The following is a 17,300-nucleotide window of genomic DNA, read 5'->3' on the forward strand; positions in this document are numbered from 1 at the left end:
AGAATACTGCTTTTAAGGGAATTACTAAATATTATTATGCTAAAACTTACACCCGTAGAGCGCAGCGCACTGCGCGCCGAAGCACACGCGCTGAAGCCTATCGTCATCATTGGCGAAGCGGGCTTGACACCTGCTGTCCTCAAAGAGATCGACCTTGGCCTGGATTCGCACGGTCTGATTAAAGTCCGCGTGTTCGGCGACGACCGCGAAGCCCGCGTCGGAATGTACGATACGATTTGCGGCAATCTCGGCGCCGCCCCGGTACAACATATTGGCAAACTGCTGGTAATCTACCGTCCGAAAAAAGAAGTGGTTAAGGAGAAGGTCAGCGCCGGCAAAGGCATGCGCGAAGTGACCATCGTCAAGGCCAGCGCCAGCGGCACCAAGCGCCCGAGCGTGACGAAAGTCATGATCAAGGGCAATGAGCGCGTTACCGAAGGCGGTTCCATCAAGCGTGCCAAGCCACGTCAGAAAAGCGCCAAGAAAAGCGCACTGGGCAGCAAGTAAGTCTGTCGTTCAGCAGCCGCAAGGCTGTTGAAACAAGAAGCGGAGCACGGGATCTTCCCTGCTCCGCTTTTTTATTGCTTGTCGGATTACGCGGCGCCAGGGCGCCGCTAATTCGACCTACGGCATTGATCGGCAGGTCGGATTAGCGCGCAGCGCGTAATCCGACAACACCACAGACGATTACTGCTGCTTCCAGATCAATACGCCCGCCAGCAAGCTCTGCACGGCAAAGATCACGGTCGACACGCCATGCAGCATGCCGAAGCGGCTGCGCATGGCCTCGTCCATGATGCCGGATGAACCCGCTTGCGCCTTGAGTTCGGCCATCAGCGGCGAGATGCCGAAATGGCTGAGCAGCGCACACACCAGCATCGACAACACCAGCGCACCCAGCAGGCGGCGGCGCTTGAGTTCCAGCGCGCCGGGCGCCCACTGCAGCAAGGCCAGCAGTATCAAGGCACAGGCGATCGACAGCCAGGCCTCGGCGCGGAACATGCTGCCGGCGATATTGCCCGCCAGCACTCTGTCGCTCAGGGTACCGAACAGGGTCGGCGCCACGATGAAGCCGATGGTCCACAAGCTGCCGGCCCACAGGGTGGCGACGAGGATGCGCACGCGGGCGAGCATCAGATGTACAGCACTTCCAGGATTTCGTATTCGCGCGGGCCGGACGGCGCCTGCACTTCCACCACGTCGCCGGCATACTTGCCGATCAGCGCGCGGGCGATCGGGGACGTCACGGAAACCTTGTTCATTTTCAGGTCGGCTTCATCGAGGCCGACGATCTGGTACGTGACTTTCTGGCCCGATTCCAGGTCTTCCAGGTTCACGGTCGAGGCAAACACCACGCGGCCTTCCGCGTCGAGCGCGGTCGGGTCGATGATTTGCGCTGCGCCCAGCTTGCCTTCGAGTTCGGCGATGCGGCCTTCGACGAACGCCTGGCGTTCCTTGGCGGCATCGTACTCGGCGTTTTCCGACAAATCTCCGTGCGAACGCGCTTCGGCGATCGCATCGATGACGATGCGGCGTTCCTTGGTCTTCAAATGATGCAGCTCTTCTTTCAAGAGTTCTGCGCCGTATTTGGTCAATGGGACTGAGGTCATGTTATCTCTACTATCTGCTAGTTATCGGCGCCGTTGTCCGTGTTTTGCCACGGTTAACGGACTTACCAAGTGAAAACCACAGAGGCCGCGCGCTGCTCTGCACGGAACTCTGTGGTTGATAAGCATGCAGTGTACCGCCTAACGGCGGTCACTGCAAACGCACTTAGTTCAAGGTCTTGTGCAGGCCTTGCAAATCGTACACACGCAGCTCATCGAGGTGACGGATGCCTTCGACGGCCGCTTCCGCGCCGGCGATGGTGGTGTAGGTCGTCACGCGCGACGCCAGGGCCGACGTGCGGATAGCCCGCGAATCGACGATGGCGCTGCGCTTTTCTTCCACGGTGTTGATCACCAGCACGATTTCATGGTTCTTGATCATGTCGACCACGTGCGGACGGCCTTCGATCACCTTGTTCACCGGCGTGACGGCGATGCCGGCAGCAGCGATCACGGCGGCGGTACCCTTGGTGGCGACCACGGTGAAACCGGACTCGACCAAGTCACGCGCCACTTGCACGGCGCGCGGCTTGTCCGACGCTTTCACGCTGATGAAGACCTTGCCCGATTTTGGCAGGTTCACGCCGGCGCCCAGTTGCGATTTCACAAACGCTTCGCCGAACGTCAGGCCCACGCCCATGACTTCGCCCGTCGATTTCATTTCAGGTCCCAGGATGGTGTCCACGCCAGGGAACTTGACGAACGGGAACACGGCTTCCTTGACGCTGAAGTATGGCGGCACGACTTCCTGCGTGATGCCTTGCGATGCCAGCGACTGGCCGACCATGCAGCGCGCGGCGATCTTCGCCAGTTGCAACCCGGTGGCTTTCGAGACGAAAGGCACGGTGCGCGACGCGCGCGGGTTCACTTCCAGCACGAAGACGACGTCTTTCATTTCGCCATCGATCTCTTGCTTCTGGATCGCGAACTGCACGTTCATCAGGCCGACCACGTTCAGGCCCTTGGCCATCAGCGCCGTCTGGCGTTTCAGTTCTTCGATGGTTTCCGGCGCCAGCGAATATGGCGGCAAGGAGCAAGCCGAGTCGCCCGAATGGACGCCAGCCTGTTCGATGTGTTCCATCACGCCGCCGATGAACGTCGTTTCGCCGTCGGAGATGCAATCGACGTCGCACTCGATGGCGTCGTTCAGGAAGCGGTCCAGCAGCACCGGCGAATCGTGCGAGACCTTGACGGCTTCGCGCATGTAGCGCTCGAGGTCGCGTTGCTCATGGACGATTTCCATGGCGCGGCCGCCCAGCACGTACGATGGACGCACGACCAGCGGGTAGCCGATTTCCTGCGCCAGCGCCAGGGCGTCGGCTTCCGTGCGCGCCGTGCGGTTAGGCGGCTGGCGCAGTTCCAGCTTGTGCAGCATTTGCTGGAAACGCTCGCGGTCTTCGGCCGCGTCGATCATGTCGGGCGAAGTGCCGATGATAGGCACGCCATTCGCTTCCAGGTCCAGCGCCAGCTTCAAAGGCGTCTGGCCGCCGTACTGCACGATCACGCCCACCGGTTTTTCGATGGCGACGATTTCCAGCACGTCTTCCAGGGTCAGCGATTCAAAATACAGGCGGTCGGAAGTGTCATAGTCGGTCGAAACCGTTTCTGGGTTGCAATTGACCATGATGGTTTCGTAGCCGTCTTCGCGCATGGCGAGGGCAGCGTGGACGCAGCAATAGTCAAATTCGATACCCTGGCCGATACGGTTCGGGCCACCGCCCAGCACCATGATCTTTTTCTTGTCGGTCGGATTCGATTCGCACTCTTCGTCGTACGTGGAATACATGTACGCCGTGTCGGTCGAAAACTCGGCCGCGCACGTATCGACGCGCTTGTAGACGGGACGGATGTTCAGCGCATGGCGCTGCTGGCGCACGGCCGTGTCGGTCGTCTGCAGCAAAAAGCCCAGGCGGCGGTCCGAGAAGCCCTTCTGTTTCAACTTGTACAGGGTGTTCTTGTCCAGGTTTTCCAGCTTCTGCGTATCGAGCCACAGTTCCAGGTCGACGATTTCCTTGATCTGGATCAGGAACCATGGGTCGATCTTGGTCAACTGATGCACTTCTTCCAGGGTGAAACCCTGGGCAAATGCGTCGCCCACGTACCAGATGCGCTCAGGACCAGGCTCGCCCAGTTCTTCTTCGATCTTTTCGCGGTCCTTGGTCTTTTCGTTCATGCCGTCCACGCCCACTTCCAGGCCGCGCAAGGCTTTCTGGAACGATTCCTGGAAGGTACGGCCGATGGCCATCACTTCGCCGACGGATTTCATCTGCGTCGTCAGGTGGTGGTCGGCGGTCGGGAATTTCTCGAACGTGAAACGGGGGATCTTCGTGACGACGTAATCGATCGACGGTTCGAACGATGCCGGAGTGGCGCCGCCCGTGATTTCATTGCGCAGCTCGTCCAGGGTGAAACCGACGGCCAGCTTGGCGGCGATCTTGGCGATCGGAAAACCCGTCGCTTTCGATGCCAGGGCCGACGAACGCGAAACGCGCGGGTTCATCTCGATGACGATCATGCGGCCATCGACCGGATTGATCGAGAATTGCACGTTCGAGCCACCCGTGTCGACGCCGATCTCGCGCAGCACTGCCAGACTGGCATTGCGCATGATCTGGTATTCCTTGTCCGTCAGGGTTTGCGCAGGCGCGACCGTGATCGAGTCGCCCGTGTGCACGCCCATCGGGTCGAGGTTTTCGATCGAGCAGATGATGATGCAGTTGTCCGCCTTGTCGCGCACCACTTCCATCTCGTACTCTTTCCAGCCCAGCAACGATTCTTCGATCAGCAGCTCTTTCGTCGGCGATGCTTCCAGGCCGCGCTTGCAGATGGTTTCGAATTCTTCTTCGTTGTAGGCGATGCCGCCGCCGGAACCGCCCATGGTGAACGATGGACGGATGATGGTCGGGAAGCCCAGGGTGCGCTGCACGGCCCACGATTCTTCCATCGAGTGCGCCACGCCGGAACGGGCCGAACCGAGGCCGATCTTGGTCATCGCGTCCTTGAACTTGGAACGGTCTTCGGCCTTGTCGATGGCTTCCGGCGACGCGCCGATCAGTTCGACGTTGTATTTCGCCAGCACGCCATTGTTGAACAGGTCCAGCGCGCAGTTCAGCGCCGTCTGGCCGCCCATCGTCGGCAGGATCGCGTCAGGACGCTCCTTGGCGATGATGCGCTCGACGACCGACCAGGTGATCGGTTCGATGTAGGTGACGTCGGCCATTTCCGGGTCCGTCATGATGGTCGCAGGGTTGCTGTTGACCAGGATGACTTTGTAGCCCTCTTCGCGCAGGGCCTTGCACGCTTGCGCGCCGGAATAATCGAATTCGCAGGCCTGGCCGATCACGATCGGGCCAGCGCCAATAATCAGAATACTTTTAATATCTAAACGTTTAGGCATTTTTCTTTTTCTCCTCCGCAGCCATCAAGTTGATGAAGCGGTCAAACAGGTAAGCAACATCCATCGGGCCCGGCGACGCTTCAGGGTGGCCCTGGAAGCAGAAGGCCGGCTTGTCCGTGCGGGCAAAGCCCTGCAGGGAACCGTCGAACAGCGATTCATGGGTCACGCGGCAATTCGCGGGCAAGGTTGCCGCGTCAACTGCGAAACCGTGGTTTTGCGAGGTAATCAAGACTTGTTTCGTTTCCAGGTCTTGCACCGGATGGTTGGCGCCGTGGTGGCCGAACTTCATCTTCAAGGTTTTCGCGCCGGAAGCGATCGCCATGATCTGGTGGCCGAGGCAGATGCCGAAGGTCGGGATGCCCTTCTCGATCAATTCCTTGGTGGCCGCGATGGCGTAGTCGCACGGTTCCGGATCGCCGGGGCCGTTCGACAGGAAGATGCCGTCCGGGTTCAGCGCCAGTGCATCGGCAGCTGTCGCTTGCGCGGGCAGCACGGTGACCTTGCAGCCGCGCGCCGTCAGCATGCGCAGGATGTTGCGCTTGACGCCGTAGTCGAAAGCGACCACGTGGTATTTCGCGTCGGCGTCGGCCAGCTGGCCATAGCCTACACCCAAGGTCCATTCCGTTTCGCGGTACTCGTAGGCGGCCTTGCTTGATACCACCTTGGCCAGGTCCATGCCGGCCAGGCCGGGGAAGGAGCGGGCAAGTTCCAGCGCTTGCGCGGAGGATGGCTCGTTGCCTTGCGTACCGACGAGGATGGCGCCGCCCTGCGCACCTTTTTCACGCAGGATACGCGTGAGCTTGCGTGTATCGATGCCGGCGATGGCAACGATATTTTCAGCTTTGAGGTAATCGGACAGGGAGAGGGTGGAACGGAAATTGGATGCCAGCAATGGCAGATCGCGGATGATGAGGCCAGAGGCGTGGACCTTGGAAGATTCGACGTCTTCCGGATTGACGCCCGTATTGCCGATATGCGGATAGGTCAGGGTGACCATCTGGCGGCAATAGCTTGGGTCGGTAAGGATTTCCTGATACCCGGTCATCGAGGTGTTGAAAACAACCTCGCCCGTGGTATGACCGGCGGCACCGATCGAAAAACCTTTAAAGATCGTTCCATCAGCAAGCGCTAATATGGCTGGAACGGCAGGGCCAGAAAAAAATGGCGGCAAGGGCAACTCCTGATAAAGTTACCGTAGCTGCGCCACGTCAGACCGACCGCCTAGATACCCGAGCCAGATGCACTCAGGGTGTTTCAACGGTCATTTTGAATGAGGGGATGGGTAGTCGCTACGGTATATGTGTGATTGGCTAAACCTTTGAATTATAACCAAAAGGAAGCTTTTCCACAAGGAAGAAAATACAGAAGGCCCGGCATTTTTTTGCGCAGCAGCATAAATCCTGCGCCCCATGAAAAAAGCCGCCCGGCTTGCGCGGAGCGGCTTGCAAAGCAATATCGGTTACTACTTACGCCGTCAGAGCAGCAATGCCCGCTTTGGCGATTTGCGCATCTTCCGCCGATTTCACGCCCGAGACGCCGACGGCGCCCACGTAGTGGCCTTCGAACACGATGGGTACGCCGCCTTCGAGCAAGCCGTCGATTTCCGGCGCGCTCAGGAAGGACACGCGGCCGCCATTGATCATCTCTTCATAGATGCGCGATTCGCGGCGGCCCAGTGCGGCCGTCTTCGCTTTCGATGGAGCGATGTGGGACGAAATCGGCGCCACGCCATCCATGCGCTGCAGCCATACCAGGTGGCCGCCGTCGTCGACGATGGCGATTGTGACCGCCCAGTTATTCTTGACCGCTTCCGCTTCGGCGGCAGCAGCGATTTTCTTTACGTCGTCCAGTGTCAAAATCGGTTTCGATTGCATGGTGCATCCTTGTTATGTTGAAACAAAATTGTATACGAAATGCGCAAGACAACCAGCCCTTACTGCTCGCGCTTGGCTTTCAGCTTTTGCTTGAGCTGTGCCATCACGGCAAAGGTCGCCTGCTCGCCCGCCAGGATCGCCTGGTTGCGGCTGTTGAAATCGTTGCCCTTCATGGTGCCCAGGCTGGGCTGGATCACCACGTCCGCATCTTTCAATTCAAATTGATTGATGCGCTGGCCCATGATGGCGAACGTCTGCATCAATACTTCCATCGAGCTGATGGCTTTCTGCGTATCTGTTTGCGACGAAATATTCACGGCAATGATGAAATCGGCGCCCATGTCGCGCGCAAAGCGCACGGGCACGGGAGCGACGAGGCCGCCATCGACGTAGGTGTGGCCGGCAATCGTCACGGGCTGGAACACGCCGGGAACGGCCGACGAGGCGCGCACGGCCATGCCGGTGTTACCACGCTGGAACAGGATCGGCTGGCCATTTTTCAAATCGGTCGCCACCACGCCGAATGGAATCTTGAGTTTTTCCAGCGGCACGCCGCCGACGGCCTTGTTGACATAGCTTTGCAGCGCTTCGCCTTTCAGCACGCCGGACGACTTGCCGAACAGGGGCAAGGCCCAGTCGGAAATGGCCGCCTCGTCCATGTCGAAGGCCATCTTTTGCAGGGCGAAGCCGGAGTTCCCCGCCGCATACATGGCGCCCACCACGCTGCCGGCGCTGGTGCCGGTGACGATGTCAGCCTGGATGCCCTGCGATTCGAGCGCCTTGATCACGCCGATATGCGCGAAACCGCGCGCCGCGCCGCCGCCCAGGGCCAGGCCGATCTTGATCTTGCGCGGCGTGACGACGATGGGCTCGGGCGGCGTCAATACTTGTATAGGTTTCGGGGCGGTGGTATCGCAGCCGGCCAGCGCAAAGGCGGCCAGGGCAAGCAGGGTCAGGCGTTTAGGGAACATGGTGGTGAAGGGAACCGCGCGCGGCAGTGGCAAATAAGGAGAGCCGATTGTAGCGCAAGCGGAGCCGCCCGCACTGAAGGCGGTCTTAAATGTATATAGTGACAATATTTCGAACCGTGCGCGCCACGCCGGCTGCTAGACTGGCGCCTGGCCCCCCTCCCTCACCTCCTTTGGGCGACTCATGAAAACAGACCTGTTCCGCCGCATTGCGCACCCATGCTTGTTCCTTGCCGCCCTGCTCGGTGCTGCCGGCGCCAGCGCCAGCCCCATCGCGGAGAAAATGGAGGGTTTTACCTGCACGGGCAAGCTGCAAATTCCCAATGAGGAGCAAGAGCACACGGTCGAGCTCAGCTTCGACGCCCCCGACCGGCACGGGGCGCAAGGCACTTACCTGATTGACGGGCGCGGCAAAGCGAGTAATTTCTACGATTGCCGGCAAAGCGGCGACAGCCTGTCGTGCACGTACGACGCGGGGCCGTCCAGCGGCCCGCTGACCATGCGCTTTACCAGCGACTTGGCACAAGTAAAGGGCGAGTTCAATTCCCCCTTTGAAAACAGCGCCACCATGCAATTTTCCGCACGCTGCCAAAAATCGGCGCCGTAGCGGCGTCCAGTCCACAGGCCAAGCGCAGACCCCCTCCCCCTGGGGATTGCCCCAGGCTCCTCTCACTCAACGAATCTGTGTACATGTCCGACAAATATCAACTTTCCGACAGCCGGGCCCTGAGCGAACCGTTTGCGCAACAGCTGTCAAACCATCGGCCCGACGGCGCCCTCGCCTGGCTGACCGCCATTCTGGCCACACAGGCGCCCGCGCTGCGCTCGTCGAACGCCATCCTGCTGGCCTACACGGGTAATCCGGACGCCATCGCCTGGTTAGAGTCCAATGTCGGCTCGCCCGTGGCGGGACAATGGGGCGTGGCGGCGGCCCTGCTGGGCACGCCGTGGCCCCGCATCCTGGACTGGTTGCAACGGGGCGGCGCACACCGGCTGATGGCGCTCGACGCCCTGTATGCCTGCCGCAAGCCGGCCGTGAACATGTCGCCCCTGGAACAGATCGCCGCGCCCGTGATGGCGCAAGCGCCCGCGCGCGCCGAACTCGACGCCGCGCTGGCCGCCTGCCTGGCGGCACAGTCCACGCCGCGCATCCAGGCGGCCGTCAACTCGATCAGTAAGCATGCGGACGAAATCCTGCGCGGCGGCCCACGCGGCGTGGCCGTGGCCGACCTGCCGCGCCTGTACCTGGATCCAGCCCCATTCAAGGATGCGAACGCCATCCTGGAACGCTACGAAAAGGTGGCAGATGGCATGCGGCAAAACCTGCAGAACTTGCTCAAGGGCATACTGTGAATCGGCCAGCCCTCGTGACAATCGACTTGAGCGAGATCAACTCCTCGCGCCAGCTGCACGCGGCCATGGCCGCCGCGCTGGACTTTCCATCCTTCTACGGCATGAACTGGGATGCGTTCTGGGATGCCGTCACGGGCCTGGTGGACATGCCGCAACAGATCGAGCTGCGCGGCTGGCCAGCCTTCGCGGCACGCCTGCCCCACGAAGCGGCCACCCTGCAGCGCATCCTGGCGCGCATGACACAGGAAATGCCGAACGAGGCAGCGCACGTGCACTACATGTAAAACGGAAACGCTTGACAGCCCCGCCCGACATCCCTTACATTGAGTGCATGTCCTCCTTCAAACATTCCTCCCCTTCCCTGCTGTCGCTATCGCGACTACTACTAGCACGCGCATAAGTTTGCCGCATTGCTTCGCCTGGCCACACGCCGGCGTGTTTCAAAAACCCTGGAAGGTTTGATGATGTTTACACCATCCCCATACGTACACGTAATCCCCGCTGCGACCGCCCCTGCCGGCATCGCGGCCGCACTGCCACCGCTACCGATCGCTTGCCTGGCCTAGTGTTGCGTGGCCGCCCGGCAAGCTTGCGCCACAACCATTGATTTCCCCCCTATCTTCAGGAGTACCCGATCATGATGTTGCAAAACCCAGCTTCCAAATACCGCGCCTTCCCTCCCGTCAAATTGACCGACCGTCAATGGCCGAACCAGATCATCAGCAAACCGCCCATCTGGATGAGTACCGATTTGCGCGACGGCAACCAGTCCTTGATCGAGCCGATGAGCGCGGAAAAGAAGCTGCGGTTCTTCGAGATGCTGATCGCCATCGGCCTGAAGGAAATCGAAGTGGGTTTCCCTTCGGCATCGCAGACGGATTTCGATTTCGTGCGCAAGCTCGTCGATGAAGGCCGCATCCCGGACGACGTCACCATCATCGTGTTGACACAGTCGCGCGAAGAGCTGATCCGCCGCACCGTGGAATCCGTTGTCGGCGCCAAGCGCGCCATCGTCCACCTGTACAACTCCGTGGCGCCCGTGTTCCGCAAGGTCGTGTTCGGCATGTCGCGCGAAGAAATCACGAATATCGCCACCACCGGCACCGCCCTCGTCAAACAGCTGGTGGCCCAGCATCCGCAAACGGAATGGGGCTTTGAATACACGCCCGAATCGTTCTCGACGACGGAACTCGATTTTTCCAAGCATATCTGCGACGCCGTCAGCGCCATCTGGAAGCCGACGCCGGCCAACAAGATGATCATCAACCTGCCATCGACCGTGGAATGCAGCACGCCCAACGTGTATGCGGACCAGATCGAATGGATGTCGCGCAAGCTGGCGCGCCGCGACTCCATCATCATCAGCGTGCACCCGCATAACGACCGCGGCACGGCCGTCGCCTCGGCCGAGCTGGCCGTCATGGCGGGCGCCGACCGCGTGGAAGGCTGCTTGTTCGGCAATGGCGAGCGCACCGGCAACGTCGACCTGGTGACCCTGGCGATGAATTTATATACACAAGGCGTGCATCCGGGCCTGGATTTCTCCGACATCGACAGCGTGCGCAAATGCGTCGAAGAGTGCAACCAGTTGCCCGTCCACCCGCGCCACCCTTATGCGGGCGACCTGGTATTTACGGCATTCTCCGGCTCGCACCAGGATGCGATCAAGAAAGGTTTCGCCAAGCAGCAGCCCGACAGCATCTGGGAAGTGCCATACTTGCCGATCGACCCGGCCGACCTGGGCCGCAGCTACGACGCCGTGATCCGCGTCAACAGCCAGTCCGGCAAGGGCGGCATGGCCTACTTGCTGGAACAGGAATACGGCCTGGTCTTGCCGCGCCGCCTGCAGATCGAATTCTCGCGTGCCGTACAAGCCGTGGCCGACGCCACGGGCCGCGAAATCGCCGCGCAGGATATCCATGAAATCTTCCAGCAGGAATATCTGGAGCAGACGGCGCCGTACGCCTACGCTTCGCACCGCATGGTGGAAGACACGAGCAGCGACGAATCCGTGCAAATCGACATCAGCCTGTCGCACCGCCAGACGCCATTGGCCCTGCAAGGCGGCGGCAACGGTCCCATCGATGCTTTCGTCAATGCGCTCGGTCTCGACATCAAGCTGATGGATTACCATGAGCACTCGATCGGCTCCGGCGCCAACGCGCAAGCGGCTTGCTATGTGGAATTGCGCCTCGACAACGGCCCGACCCTGTTCGGCGCCGCCATCGACAGCAATATCGTCACCGCCTCGTTCAAGGCCGTCTTGTCGGCCGTGAACCGCCGCATCAAGCAGACGGACGCCGAAAAAACAACAGCGGCCGACGTGGCTGCCAGCGCCGCCTGAACACGGCTCGCACATCCCGCATAGGGAGAAAAAGCGGTACGGCTTGATCGCCGTGCCGCTTTTTCATTTCTATTGGGCAATTAGTAGTGCAAATCAGGTATTAACGGCCGTATAATCATTTCATAACAAGACCACCGGGGACAGGATATTAGCTACCGAGGGAATCAGTATGAAATTGACGGACATGAAGATAGGCGTGCGCCTGGGCGCCGGTTTTGGCGTGGTGCTGCTGCTGATGGCAGTACTGGTGGGCACGGGCCTTTTCCGGCTGGACAAGATCGGCGCGCTCAGCGAAGCCATCATCGAGAAAGACTGGGCCAAGGCCGACGCCATCGCCACCATCCGCAGCACCACACGTTCGAACGCGGCACTGGTACTGGAACTGTTCATCCATGAAGATCCGGCCCGCGCCAACGCCATCCACGGCGAAATCGACGCCAACAAGGCCACCATCACCGATGCGCTGGCCATCCTCGACCGCCTGATCGTGCTGCCTGAAGGCAAGGAACTGCTTGCCACGCTGAAGCAGCAGCGCAAGGCCTATGTCGTCTCGTTCAGCCAGGCCGACAAGCTGCTGGTGGCGGGACAGCGCGCGGAAGCGGCCAAGCACGTGCGCGACGATACCCTGCCCGCCCTGAATCAATTGCAAAAGACGGTGAACCACCTGAACGACATCCAGCGCGGCGTCGTCGTGCATGGCGGCCAGCAAATCCAGCAGAATATTTCCGCGGCCAATGTGCTGATGGCCAGCCTGGGCACGGCCGCCCTGCTGCTGGGCGTGTTCTTTGCCTGGCGGGTCACGCGCTCGATCACCACGCCGATCGCGTACGCCCTGCGCGTGGCGCAAGCCGTGGCCGCAGGCGACTTGAGCAGCAAAATCGCGGCCGACGGCAAGGATGAAGCGGGCCAGCTGCTGCAGGCATTGCGCGACATGAATACCAACCTGGCCACCCTGGTGGGGCAAGTGCGCGGCGGCACGGGCACGATTGCCGTGGCGTCGAGCCAGATCGCCAGCGGCAATGCCGACCTGTCGGCCCGCACGGAAGCGCAAGCCAGCGCGCTGGAAGAGACGGCCTCGTCGATGATCGAACTGACGGGCACCGTGCGCAGCAACAGCGACAATGCCCGCCAGGCCGACAGCCTGGCCCGCTCGGCATCGGAAATCGCGCAGCGCGGCGGCTCGGCCATGGCGGAAGTGGTCGGCACCATGGACGCCATCAATGCATCGTCGCGCAAGATCGTCGACATCATCGCCGTCATCGACGGCATCGCCTTCCAGACGAATATCCTGGCCCTGAACGCGGCCGTCGAGGCGGCGCGTGCCGGCGAACAGGGGCGCGGCTTTGCGGTCGTGGCCTCGGAAGTGCGTAATCTGGCGCAAAGGTCAAGCCAGGCGGCCAGGGAAATCAAGGAACTGATCGCCGACTCCGTCAGCCGCGTGGGCCAGGGCGCCCAGCTGGTCAGCCAGGCGGGCGCCACGATGGATGAGGTGGTGGCCAGCGTGGGACGGGTCAGCGCCATCGTCGGTGAAATCAGCGTCGCCAACCACGAGCAGAGCGAAGGCATCGAGCAGATCAATGCCGCCATCATGCAGATGGACCAGACGACGCAGCAAAACGCGGCCCTCGTCGAGGAAGCGGCTGCGGCGGCTGCCGCCATGCATGAACAGGCGGGTGAACTGGAAACGCTCGTCAGCCAGTTCAAGCTGGAACAGAACGCTGGCACCACGGCGCCGGCCCGCCCTGCCCCTTCCCTCCAGCGCTTGCACTAAGTTGCTTATTCCACCTGGCGCGCCAGGCGGATGCCGGAAAATTGCCAGCGCGCGCCGGCCGGGAAGAAATTGCGGTAGCTGGCGCGCGCATGGCCGGCCGGCGTGGCGCACGACGAGCCGCGCAGCACATACTGGTTCAGCATGAACTTGCCGTTGTATTCACCGAGCGCCCCCGGCGCCGTGCGGTAGCCGGGATACGGCGCATAGCTGCTGCTCGTCCACTGCCAGCAGTGGCCGAACATTTGCCGCAAGCCCGCTCCTGGCGCGCCCGCGGCCGGATGCAGCTGACCCACTTGCAGCGCGACGCCTTGCGCCGCCAGCTCCCACTCCGCTTCCGTCGGCAGCCGCGCGCCGGCCCAGTGCGCATAGGCGTCCGCCTCGAACAGGGACAGATGCGTGGCCGGCGCCTGCAGGTCGAGCGGGCGCAAGCCGAACAAGGTGAATTCCTGCCAGTGTCCGGCGTCATCGCGCTGCCAGTACAGCGGACACTCGAGCTGCTGCGTGCGTACCCAGTCCCAGCCTTCGGCCAGCCACAAATGCGCCGTGCGGTAGCCGCCCGCCTCGATGAAGGCGAGAAATTCGCCATTCGTCACCAGCGCGCTGGCCAGTTCGAACGGCGCCACGTATTGCGGGTGGCGCGGCAATTCATTGTCGAAACAAAAGCCGTCGCCCGCATGGCCGATCTGCGCCAGGCCGCCGTCGAAGGCGAGCCAGGCCGTGGGCTGCGCCGCTTGCCGCGCTGGCTGCGACGCGCCGTCCACGTTATCGAGGTAAGCGGGAAACAGGGCGCTCTGCGCCAGCAGGTGCTTGACGTCCGTCAACAGCAACTCCTGGTGCTGCTGCTCGTGTTCGAGGCCCAGCGCCAGCAGCATGGTCAGCCGCTCGCGCTCGTCGCGCGCCAGTTCGCCCGCCAGCAGGCGCGCGATGCGTGCATCGACGTTGGCCCGGTAAGCGCGCACCTGCGCCATGCCGGGGCGCGTCAGCAAGCCGCGCTGGGCGCGCGGGTGCTTCTCGCCCACGCCGTTGTAATACGAGTTGAACAGCACGCGGAAGGCCGGGTGGAATGGCGCGAACGCCGCTTCCATGCTTTCCAGGATAAACGTTTCGAAAAACCAGGTGGTATGCGCCAGATGCCATTTCACGGGACTGGCGTCCGGCATCGACTGGGCGCCGCAATCCTCGTCGGACAGCGGTTCGGCCAGCAGCAGCGAATGCTGGCGCACCTTGTTATAGTGATCGATCAGCATCTGTTTCTTAATCCCTGATAACCCGCGCGTAGATGACGGCAAACCACTGCTGCGGGTCCGTCCAGACTTGCACAGTGGAAAACCCCGCCTGCTCCAGCAAGCCGACGAAGGTGGCGCGCGTGTATTTGTAGCTGTCTTCTGTATGGATGCGCTCGCCTTTCGCGAAACGCCGCTGGCCGCCTTTCCAATGAACAAACTGCTCGCTGCGCGCTTCCAGGTGCATTTCGACGCGGCGCTCTTCGGCGTTGAAAAAGCCATGGTGCTGCCAGGCGCGCACGTCGAAGTCGGCGCCGATCAAGCCGTTCACGTGGCGCAGCATGTTCAGGTTGAAGGCGGCCGTCACGCCCAGCGCATCGTCATAGGCCGCGTCGAGGATGGCGTCATCCTTGATCAGGTCGACGCCGATCAGCAGGCCGCCATCGCCGTCCGCGTTCGCCCGCAGACGGCGCAAAAAGGCGGTCGCTTGCTCAGGCGCAAAATTGCCGATCGACGAGCCCGGGTAGAAGAACAATCGCCGCGCGTCGCGCACGCTGTCGGGCAAGTCCAGGCGGCTGGAAAAATCCAGGCCCAGGCCCGTCATCTCGATGTGCGGAAAGCGCTGCCGCAGCCGGCTCAGCGATTCGCTGAGGAAATCATAGGAAATATCCACGGCCACGTACTGGGCCGGATGCAGCAGCGGGAACAGGCTGGCGGCCTTGGCGCAATTGCCCGCGCCCAGGTCGATCAGGGTGCTGCCCGGCCCCACGGCGTGGGCGATCTCGGCGCCGTGGCGGGCGAAGATGGCCGCTTCCGTGCGCGTCGGATAGTACTCGGGCAAGGCGCAGATGGCTTCGAACAGTTTCGAGCCCAGCGCGTCGTACAGGTATTTGGGCGACGTCCAGGCATCGCGCGCCAGCAGGCCGCTGCTGATCTCGGCTATCGTGGCAGGAGTGGCGCTGGCCGCTCCTGCGTTGTTGGTGGGGTACAAATTGGACTGCTGTTGCGCAAGTGGCATGGTCATGGGCTGGCGTCGTCAATGTTAGGTTCACGAAGGGCTTGCACGGGTGGCCACCGGGCGCGCCGCCCCTGCCGTAGCGGTTCGCGGGCGCCTTGCCGATGACTTTTTTCCATCATAACGGAATCCGCGCAAGCCAGCCGTGCGGCAGGTAACTTAAGGTCAAACCGGCAGCGTGCGCACAAAATTGGTATTGCCAAGCAAAAAGCATAAGCCTGTCGTATACTACACATTGCCGGCCAAACAATCCGCGCCCCTTTGCAGTTCCCAGGCCCCCCTCTCCCCCGCGTGCCTCCCTTTACGATAGCCGTTATTAATCAAGATCACCATGCTCGAATTGCGCCATCTGTCGAAGTCCTATGCCCATGCCCGTCCCGTGCTGGCCAACATTTCCTGCCGCTTCAAGGCCGGGGAATTCATCGCCATCATGGGTGACTCGGGCGTGGGCAAGTCGACCTTGCTGAACCTGATCGCCGGCCTCGATACGCCCGATGCGGGTGCCGAAGCGCACCCTATCCTGGTGGACGGCATTGCCATGTCCAGCCTCGATGACGCCGCCGCGACCCGGCTGCGTCGCGCCCGCATGGGCTTTATTTTCCAGGCCTTCCACGTCTTGCCGCACCTGACCCTGCTGCAAAACGTAGCCCTGCCGCTGCTGCTCAACGGACTGCCCCAGGAGCGTGCCGCCAGCATGCTCGAGGCGGTCGGCCTGGGCGGACGCGGCGGCGACTTTCCGCAGCAATTGTCGGGCGGCGAAATGCAGCGCGTGGCCATCGCCCGCGCCCTCGTGCACAAGCCGGCGCTGGTGCTGGCCGACGAGCCCACCGGCAACCTCGACCCGGACACGGCGCACGGCATCCTGCAATTGCTGCGCGCCGAAATCAAGGCCAACGGCAGTTGCGCGATCATGGTCACGCATTCGCTGGCCGCCGCCGAAATGGCGGACCGGACCATGATATTGACGAAAAGCGGCTTACAAAATACAACAATCGTCAACCAAATTAATCAAACAATCAGTTAATTTAACTGACCATCTGTCACAAGTTTTGTTATCGTAGTATTATTTAAACACTTGCCTGGTTATCAATGTTGTAACGCGAATGTTGTACTACGTCACCCGGACAGCCGTACTGCGATGACGAACTATAGCCGGGACCATATAAAGTGGTCTCGTCCCTTGCATAACCTGAAGGAGGAGTAAATGAACGTTCGGCAAAAGAAGCTGGAAATGATTGAAGCGATGAACCGGGCGCGTGCGCTCGAACCATCGAGTTTTGTGCCCAACAAGCTGCTCGATACCTTGATCGAGAAGCTGAACTTGAAAAATGATGCGGAGCTGTGCCGTGTCCTGGAAGTTCAGCCTCCCATCATCAGCAAGATTCGGCACGGCAAACTATCGGTCGGTGCAACGATTTTATTGCGCATGCATGAAAAATCGGACATCACCATCCGCGAACTAAAGGAACTGTCCGCCACGCCAGTCCATTGAACCACCCGCTGTTGTAATGCCATGCCAGGCACCCAGGTTCCCGGCGCAATGAACTTTTGCCATGAAATTCGCGTAGTTCGCTCACCGCACAACATCCGAGCACGATAGCGAAGAGACCCAGCCCAAACCATGCTGACCGTTTCTCTGCCCTCCCGCTCCGGCACGCCCCCTCCAGCTTCTCCCCTGCATTTCCACGCATACTTGATCTGACACAACACGCATAGTCCGCGCAGGCATCAAGGTCAGCTTTTAACCA

At 61.2% G+C, this 17,300-nt stretch carries 16 protein-coding genes; 8 read left to right on the top strand and 8 right to left on the bottom strand.

Annotation, left to right across the window (positions count from 1 at the left end; translation table 11 throughout):
• The first annotated feature begins 36 nt into the window (after positions 1–36).
• Positions 37–507, top strand: a complete 471-nt coding sequence (locus GYK42_RS12315) for a YhbY family RNA-binding protein (protein ID WP_010397237.1) — start codon at positions 37–39, stop codon at positions 505–507.
• A gap of 180 nt (positions 508–687) precedes the next feature.
• Here the strand turns inward: GYK42_RS12315 and GYK42_RS12320 are convergent, their stop codons facing one another.
• The 6 genes from GYK42_RS12320 to GYK42_RS12345 form a co-directional block, all read right to left on the bottom strand.
• Complete coding sequence (locus GYK42_RS12320) at positions 688–1,134, bottom strand: DUF4149 domain-containing protein (protein WP_205711378.1); 447 nt, start codon at positions 1,132–1,134, stop codon at positions 688–690.
• Positions 1,134–1,610: a transcription elongation factor GreA gene (greA, locus tag GYK42_RS12325; RefSeq protein ID WP_034757428.1), complete on the bottom strand. Its 477-nt coding sequence runs from the start codon at positions 1,608–1,610 to the stop codon at positions 1,134–1,136. The genes GYK42_RS12320 and greA overlap by 1 nt, the downstream gene beginning before the upstream one ends.
• Before the next feature lie 163 nt (positions 1,611–1,773).
• On the bottom strand, positions 1,774–5,004 hold the full coding sequence (gene carB / locus GYK42_RS12330) for a carbamoyl-phosphate synthase large subunit (protein ID WP_034786033.1): 3,231 nt from the start codon (positions 5,002–5,004) through the stop codon (positions 1,774–1,776).
• Positions 4,997–6,175 (bottom strand): glutamine-hydrolyzing carbamoyl-phosphate synthase small subunit, encoded by a 1,179-nt coding sequence (carA, locus tag GYK42_RS12335; protein ID WP_166447737.1) that lies wholly within the window; start codon positions 6,173–6,175, stop codon positions 4,997–4,999. The genes carB and carA overlap by 8 nt, the downstream gene beginning before the upstream one ends.
• 295 nt (positions 6,176–6,470) lie before the next feature.
• Positions 6,471–6,878 carry a GlcG/HbpS family heme-binding protein gene (locus GYK42_RS12340; RefSeq protein ID WP_046683721.1) on the bottom strand — a complete coding sequence of 136 codons (408 nt, stop codon included), beginning with the start codon at positions 6,876–6,878 and terminating at the stop codon, positions 6,471–6,473.
• Between the two features lie 59 nt (positions 6,879–6,937).
• The gene (locus tag GYK42_RS12345) at positions 6,938–7,849 is read right to left on the bottom strand and encodes a patatin-like phospholipase family protein (RefSeq protein ID WP_046683720.1); all 912 of its coding nucleotides are present in this window, start codon (positions 7,847–7,849) and stop codon (positions 6,938–6,940) included.
• A gap of 181 nt (positions 7,850–8,030) precedes the next feature.
• Between GYK42_RS12345 and GYK42_RS12350 the strand changes: the two genes are divergently transcribed.
• The 5 genes from GYK42_RS12350 (at position 8,031) to GYK42_RS12370 (ending at position 13,314) form a co-directional block, all read left to right on the top strand.
• On the top strand, positions 8,031–8,453 hold the full coding sequence (locus tag GYK42_RS12350; RefSeq protein ID WP_166447738.1) for a hypothetical protein: 423 nt from the start codon (positions 8,031–8,033) through the stop codon (positions 8,451–8,453).
• Between the two features lie 83 nt (positions 8,454–8,536).
• Complete coding sequence (locus GYK42_RS12355) at positions 8,537–9,199, top strand: hypothetical protein (RefSeq protein WP_166447739.1); 663 nt, start codon at positions 8,537–8,539, stop codon at positions 9,197–9,199.
• A 14-nt stretch (positions 9,200–9,213) separates the two neighbouring features.
• Positions 9,214–9,483 (top strand): barstar family protein, encoded by a 270-nt coding sequence (locus GYK42_RS12360; RefSeq protein ID WP_205711379.1) that lies wholly within the window; start codon positions 9,214–9,216, stop codon positions 9,481–9,483.
• 353 nt (positions 9,484–9,836) lie between these two features.
• Complete coding sequence (gene leuA, locus GYK42_RS12365) at positions 9,837–11,543, top strand: 2-isopropylmalate synthase (protein ID WP_166447741.1); 1,707 nt, start codon at positions 9,837–9,839, stop codon at positions 11,541–11,543.
• 169 nt (positions 11,544–11,712) lie between these two features.
• Positions 11,713–13,314: a methyl-accepting chemotaxis protein gene (locus GYK42_RS12370; RefSeq protein ID WP_166447742.1), complete on the top strand. Its 1,602-nt coding sequence runs from the start codon at positions 11,713–11,715 to the stop codon at positions 13,312–13,314.
• 5 nt (positions 13,315–13,319) lie between these two features.
• Here the strand turns inward: GYK42_RS12370 and egtB are convergent, their stop codons facing one another.
• Positions 13,320–14,561, bottom strand: a complete 1,242-nt coding sequence (gene egtB / locus GYK42_RS12375; RefSeq protein ID WP_166447743.1) for an ergothioneine biosynthesis protein EgtB — start codon at positions 14,559–14,561, stop codon at positions 13,320–13,322.
• Positions 14,562–14,568: 7 nt separating this feature from the next.
• A complete protein-coding gene (gene egtD, locus GYK42_RS12380) occupies positions 14,569–15,561 on the bottom strand; it encodes an L-histidine N(alpha)-methyltransferase (protein WP_240943571.1) in 993 nt (330 codons plus the stop codon).
• A 322-nt stretch (positions 15,562–15,883) separates the two neighbouring features.
• Here egtD and GYK42_RS12385 point away from each other — a divergent pair, with 322 nt between their 5' ends.
• Positions 15,884–16,576, top strand: a complete 693-nt coding sequence (locus GYK42_RS12385) for an ABC transporter ATP-binding protein (protein WP_166447744.1) — start codon at positions 15,884–15,886, stop codon at positions 16,574–16,576.
• Positions 16,577–16,756: 180 nt separating this feature from the next.
• The gene (locus GYK42_RS12390; protein WP_034757399.1) at positions 16,757–17,044 is read left to right on the top strand and encodes a hypothetical protein; all 288 of its coding nucleotides are present in this window, start codon (positions 16,757–16,759) and stop codon (positions 17,042–17,044) included.
• Positions 17,045–17,300 lie beyond the last annotated feature (256 nt).

This window comes from Janthinobacterium lividum (assembly GCF_011601275.1).
GTDB lineage: Bacteria > Pseudomonadota > Gammaproteobacteria > Burkholderiales > Burkholderiaceae_D > Janthinobacterium > Janthinobacterium lividum_E.

Bases quoted from the DNA above. Each gene is read 5' to 3' on its own strand.
- GYK42_RS12345 (WP_046683720.1), bottom strand. From the start codon at position 7,849: ATGTTCCCTAAACGCCTGACCCTGCTTGCCCTGGCCGCCTTTGCGCTG.
- egtB (WP_166447743.1), bottom strand. From the start codon at position 14,561: ATGCTGATCGATCACTATAACAAGGTGCGCCAGCATTCGCTGCTGCTG.
- carB (WP_034786033.1), bottom strand. From the start codon at position 5,004: ATGCCTAAACGTTTAGATATTAAAAGTATTCTGATTATTGGCGCTGGC.
- GYK42_RS12315 (WP_010397237.1), top strand. From the start codon at position 37: ATGCTAAAACTTACACCCGTAGAGCGCAGCGCACTGCGCGCCGAAGCA.
- GYK42_RS12385 (WP_166447744.1), top strand. From the start codon at position 15,884: ATGCTCGAATTGCGCCATCTGTCGAAGTCCTATGCCCATGCCCGTCCC.
- GYK42_RS12320 (WP_205711378.1), bottom strand. From the start codon at position 1,134: ATGCTCGCCCGCGTGCGCATCCTCGTCGCCACCCTGTGGGCCGGCAGC.
- GYK42_RS12350 (WP_166447738.1), top strand. From the start codon at position 8,031: ATGAAAACAGACCTGTTCCGCCGCATTGCGCACCCATGCTTGTTCCTT.
- greA (WP_034757428.1), bottom strand. From the start codon at position 1,610: ATGACCTCAGTCCCATTGACCAAATACGGCGCAGAACTCTTGAAAGAA.
- GYK42_RS12370 (WP_166447742.1), top strand. From the start codon at position 11,713: ATGAAATTGACGGACATGAAGATAGGCGTGCGCCTGGGCGCCGGTTTT.
- egtD (WP_240943571.1), bottom strand. From the start codon at position 15,561: ATGACCATGCCACTTGCGCAACAGCAGTCCAATTTGTACCCCACCAAC.
- GYK42_RS12340 (WP_046683721.1), bottom strand. From the start codon at position 6,878: ATGCAATCGAAACCGATTTTGACACTGGACGACGTAAAGAAAATCGCT.
- leuA (WP_166447741.1), top strand. From the start codon at position 9,837: ATGATGTTGCAAAACCCAGCTTCCAAATACCGCGCCTTCCCTCCCGTC.
- GYK42_RS12355 (WP_166447739.1), top strand. From the start codon at position 8,537: ATGTCCGACAAATATCAACTTTCCGACAGCCGGGCCCTGAGCGAACCG.
- GYK42_RS12390 (WP_034757399.1), top strand. From the start codon at position 16,757: ATGAACGTTCGGCAAAAGAAGCTGGAAATGATTGAAGCGATGAACCGG.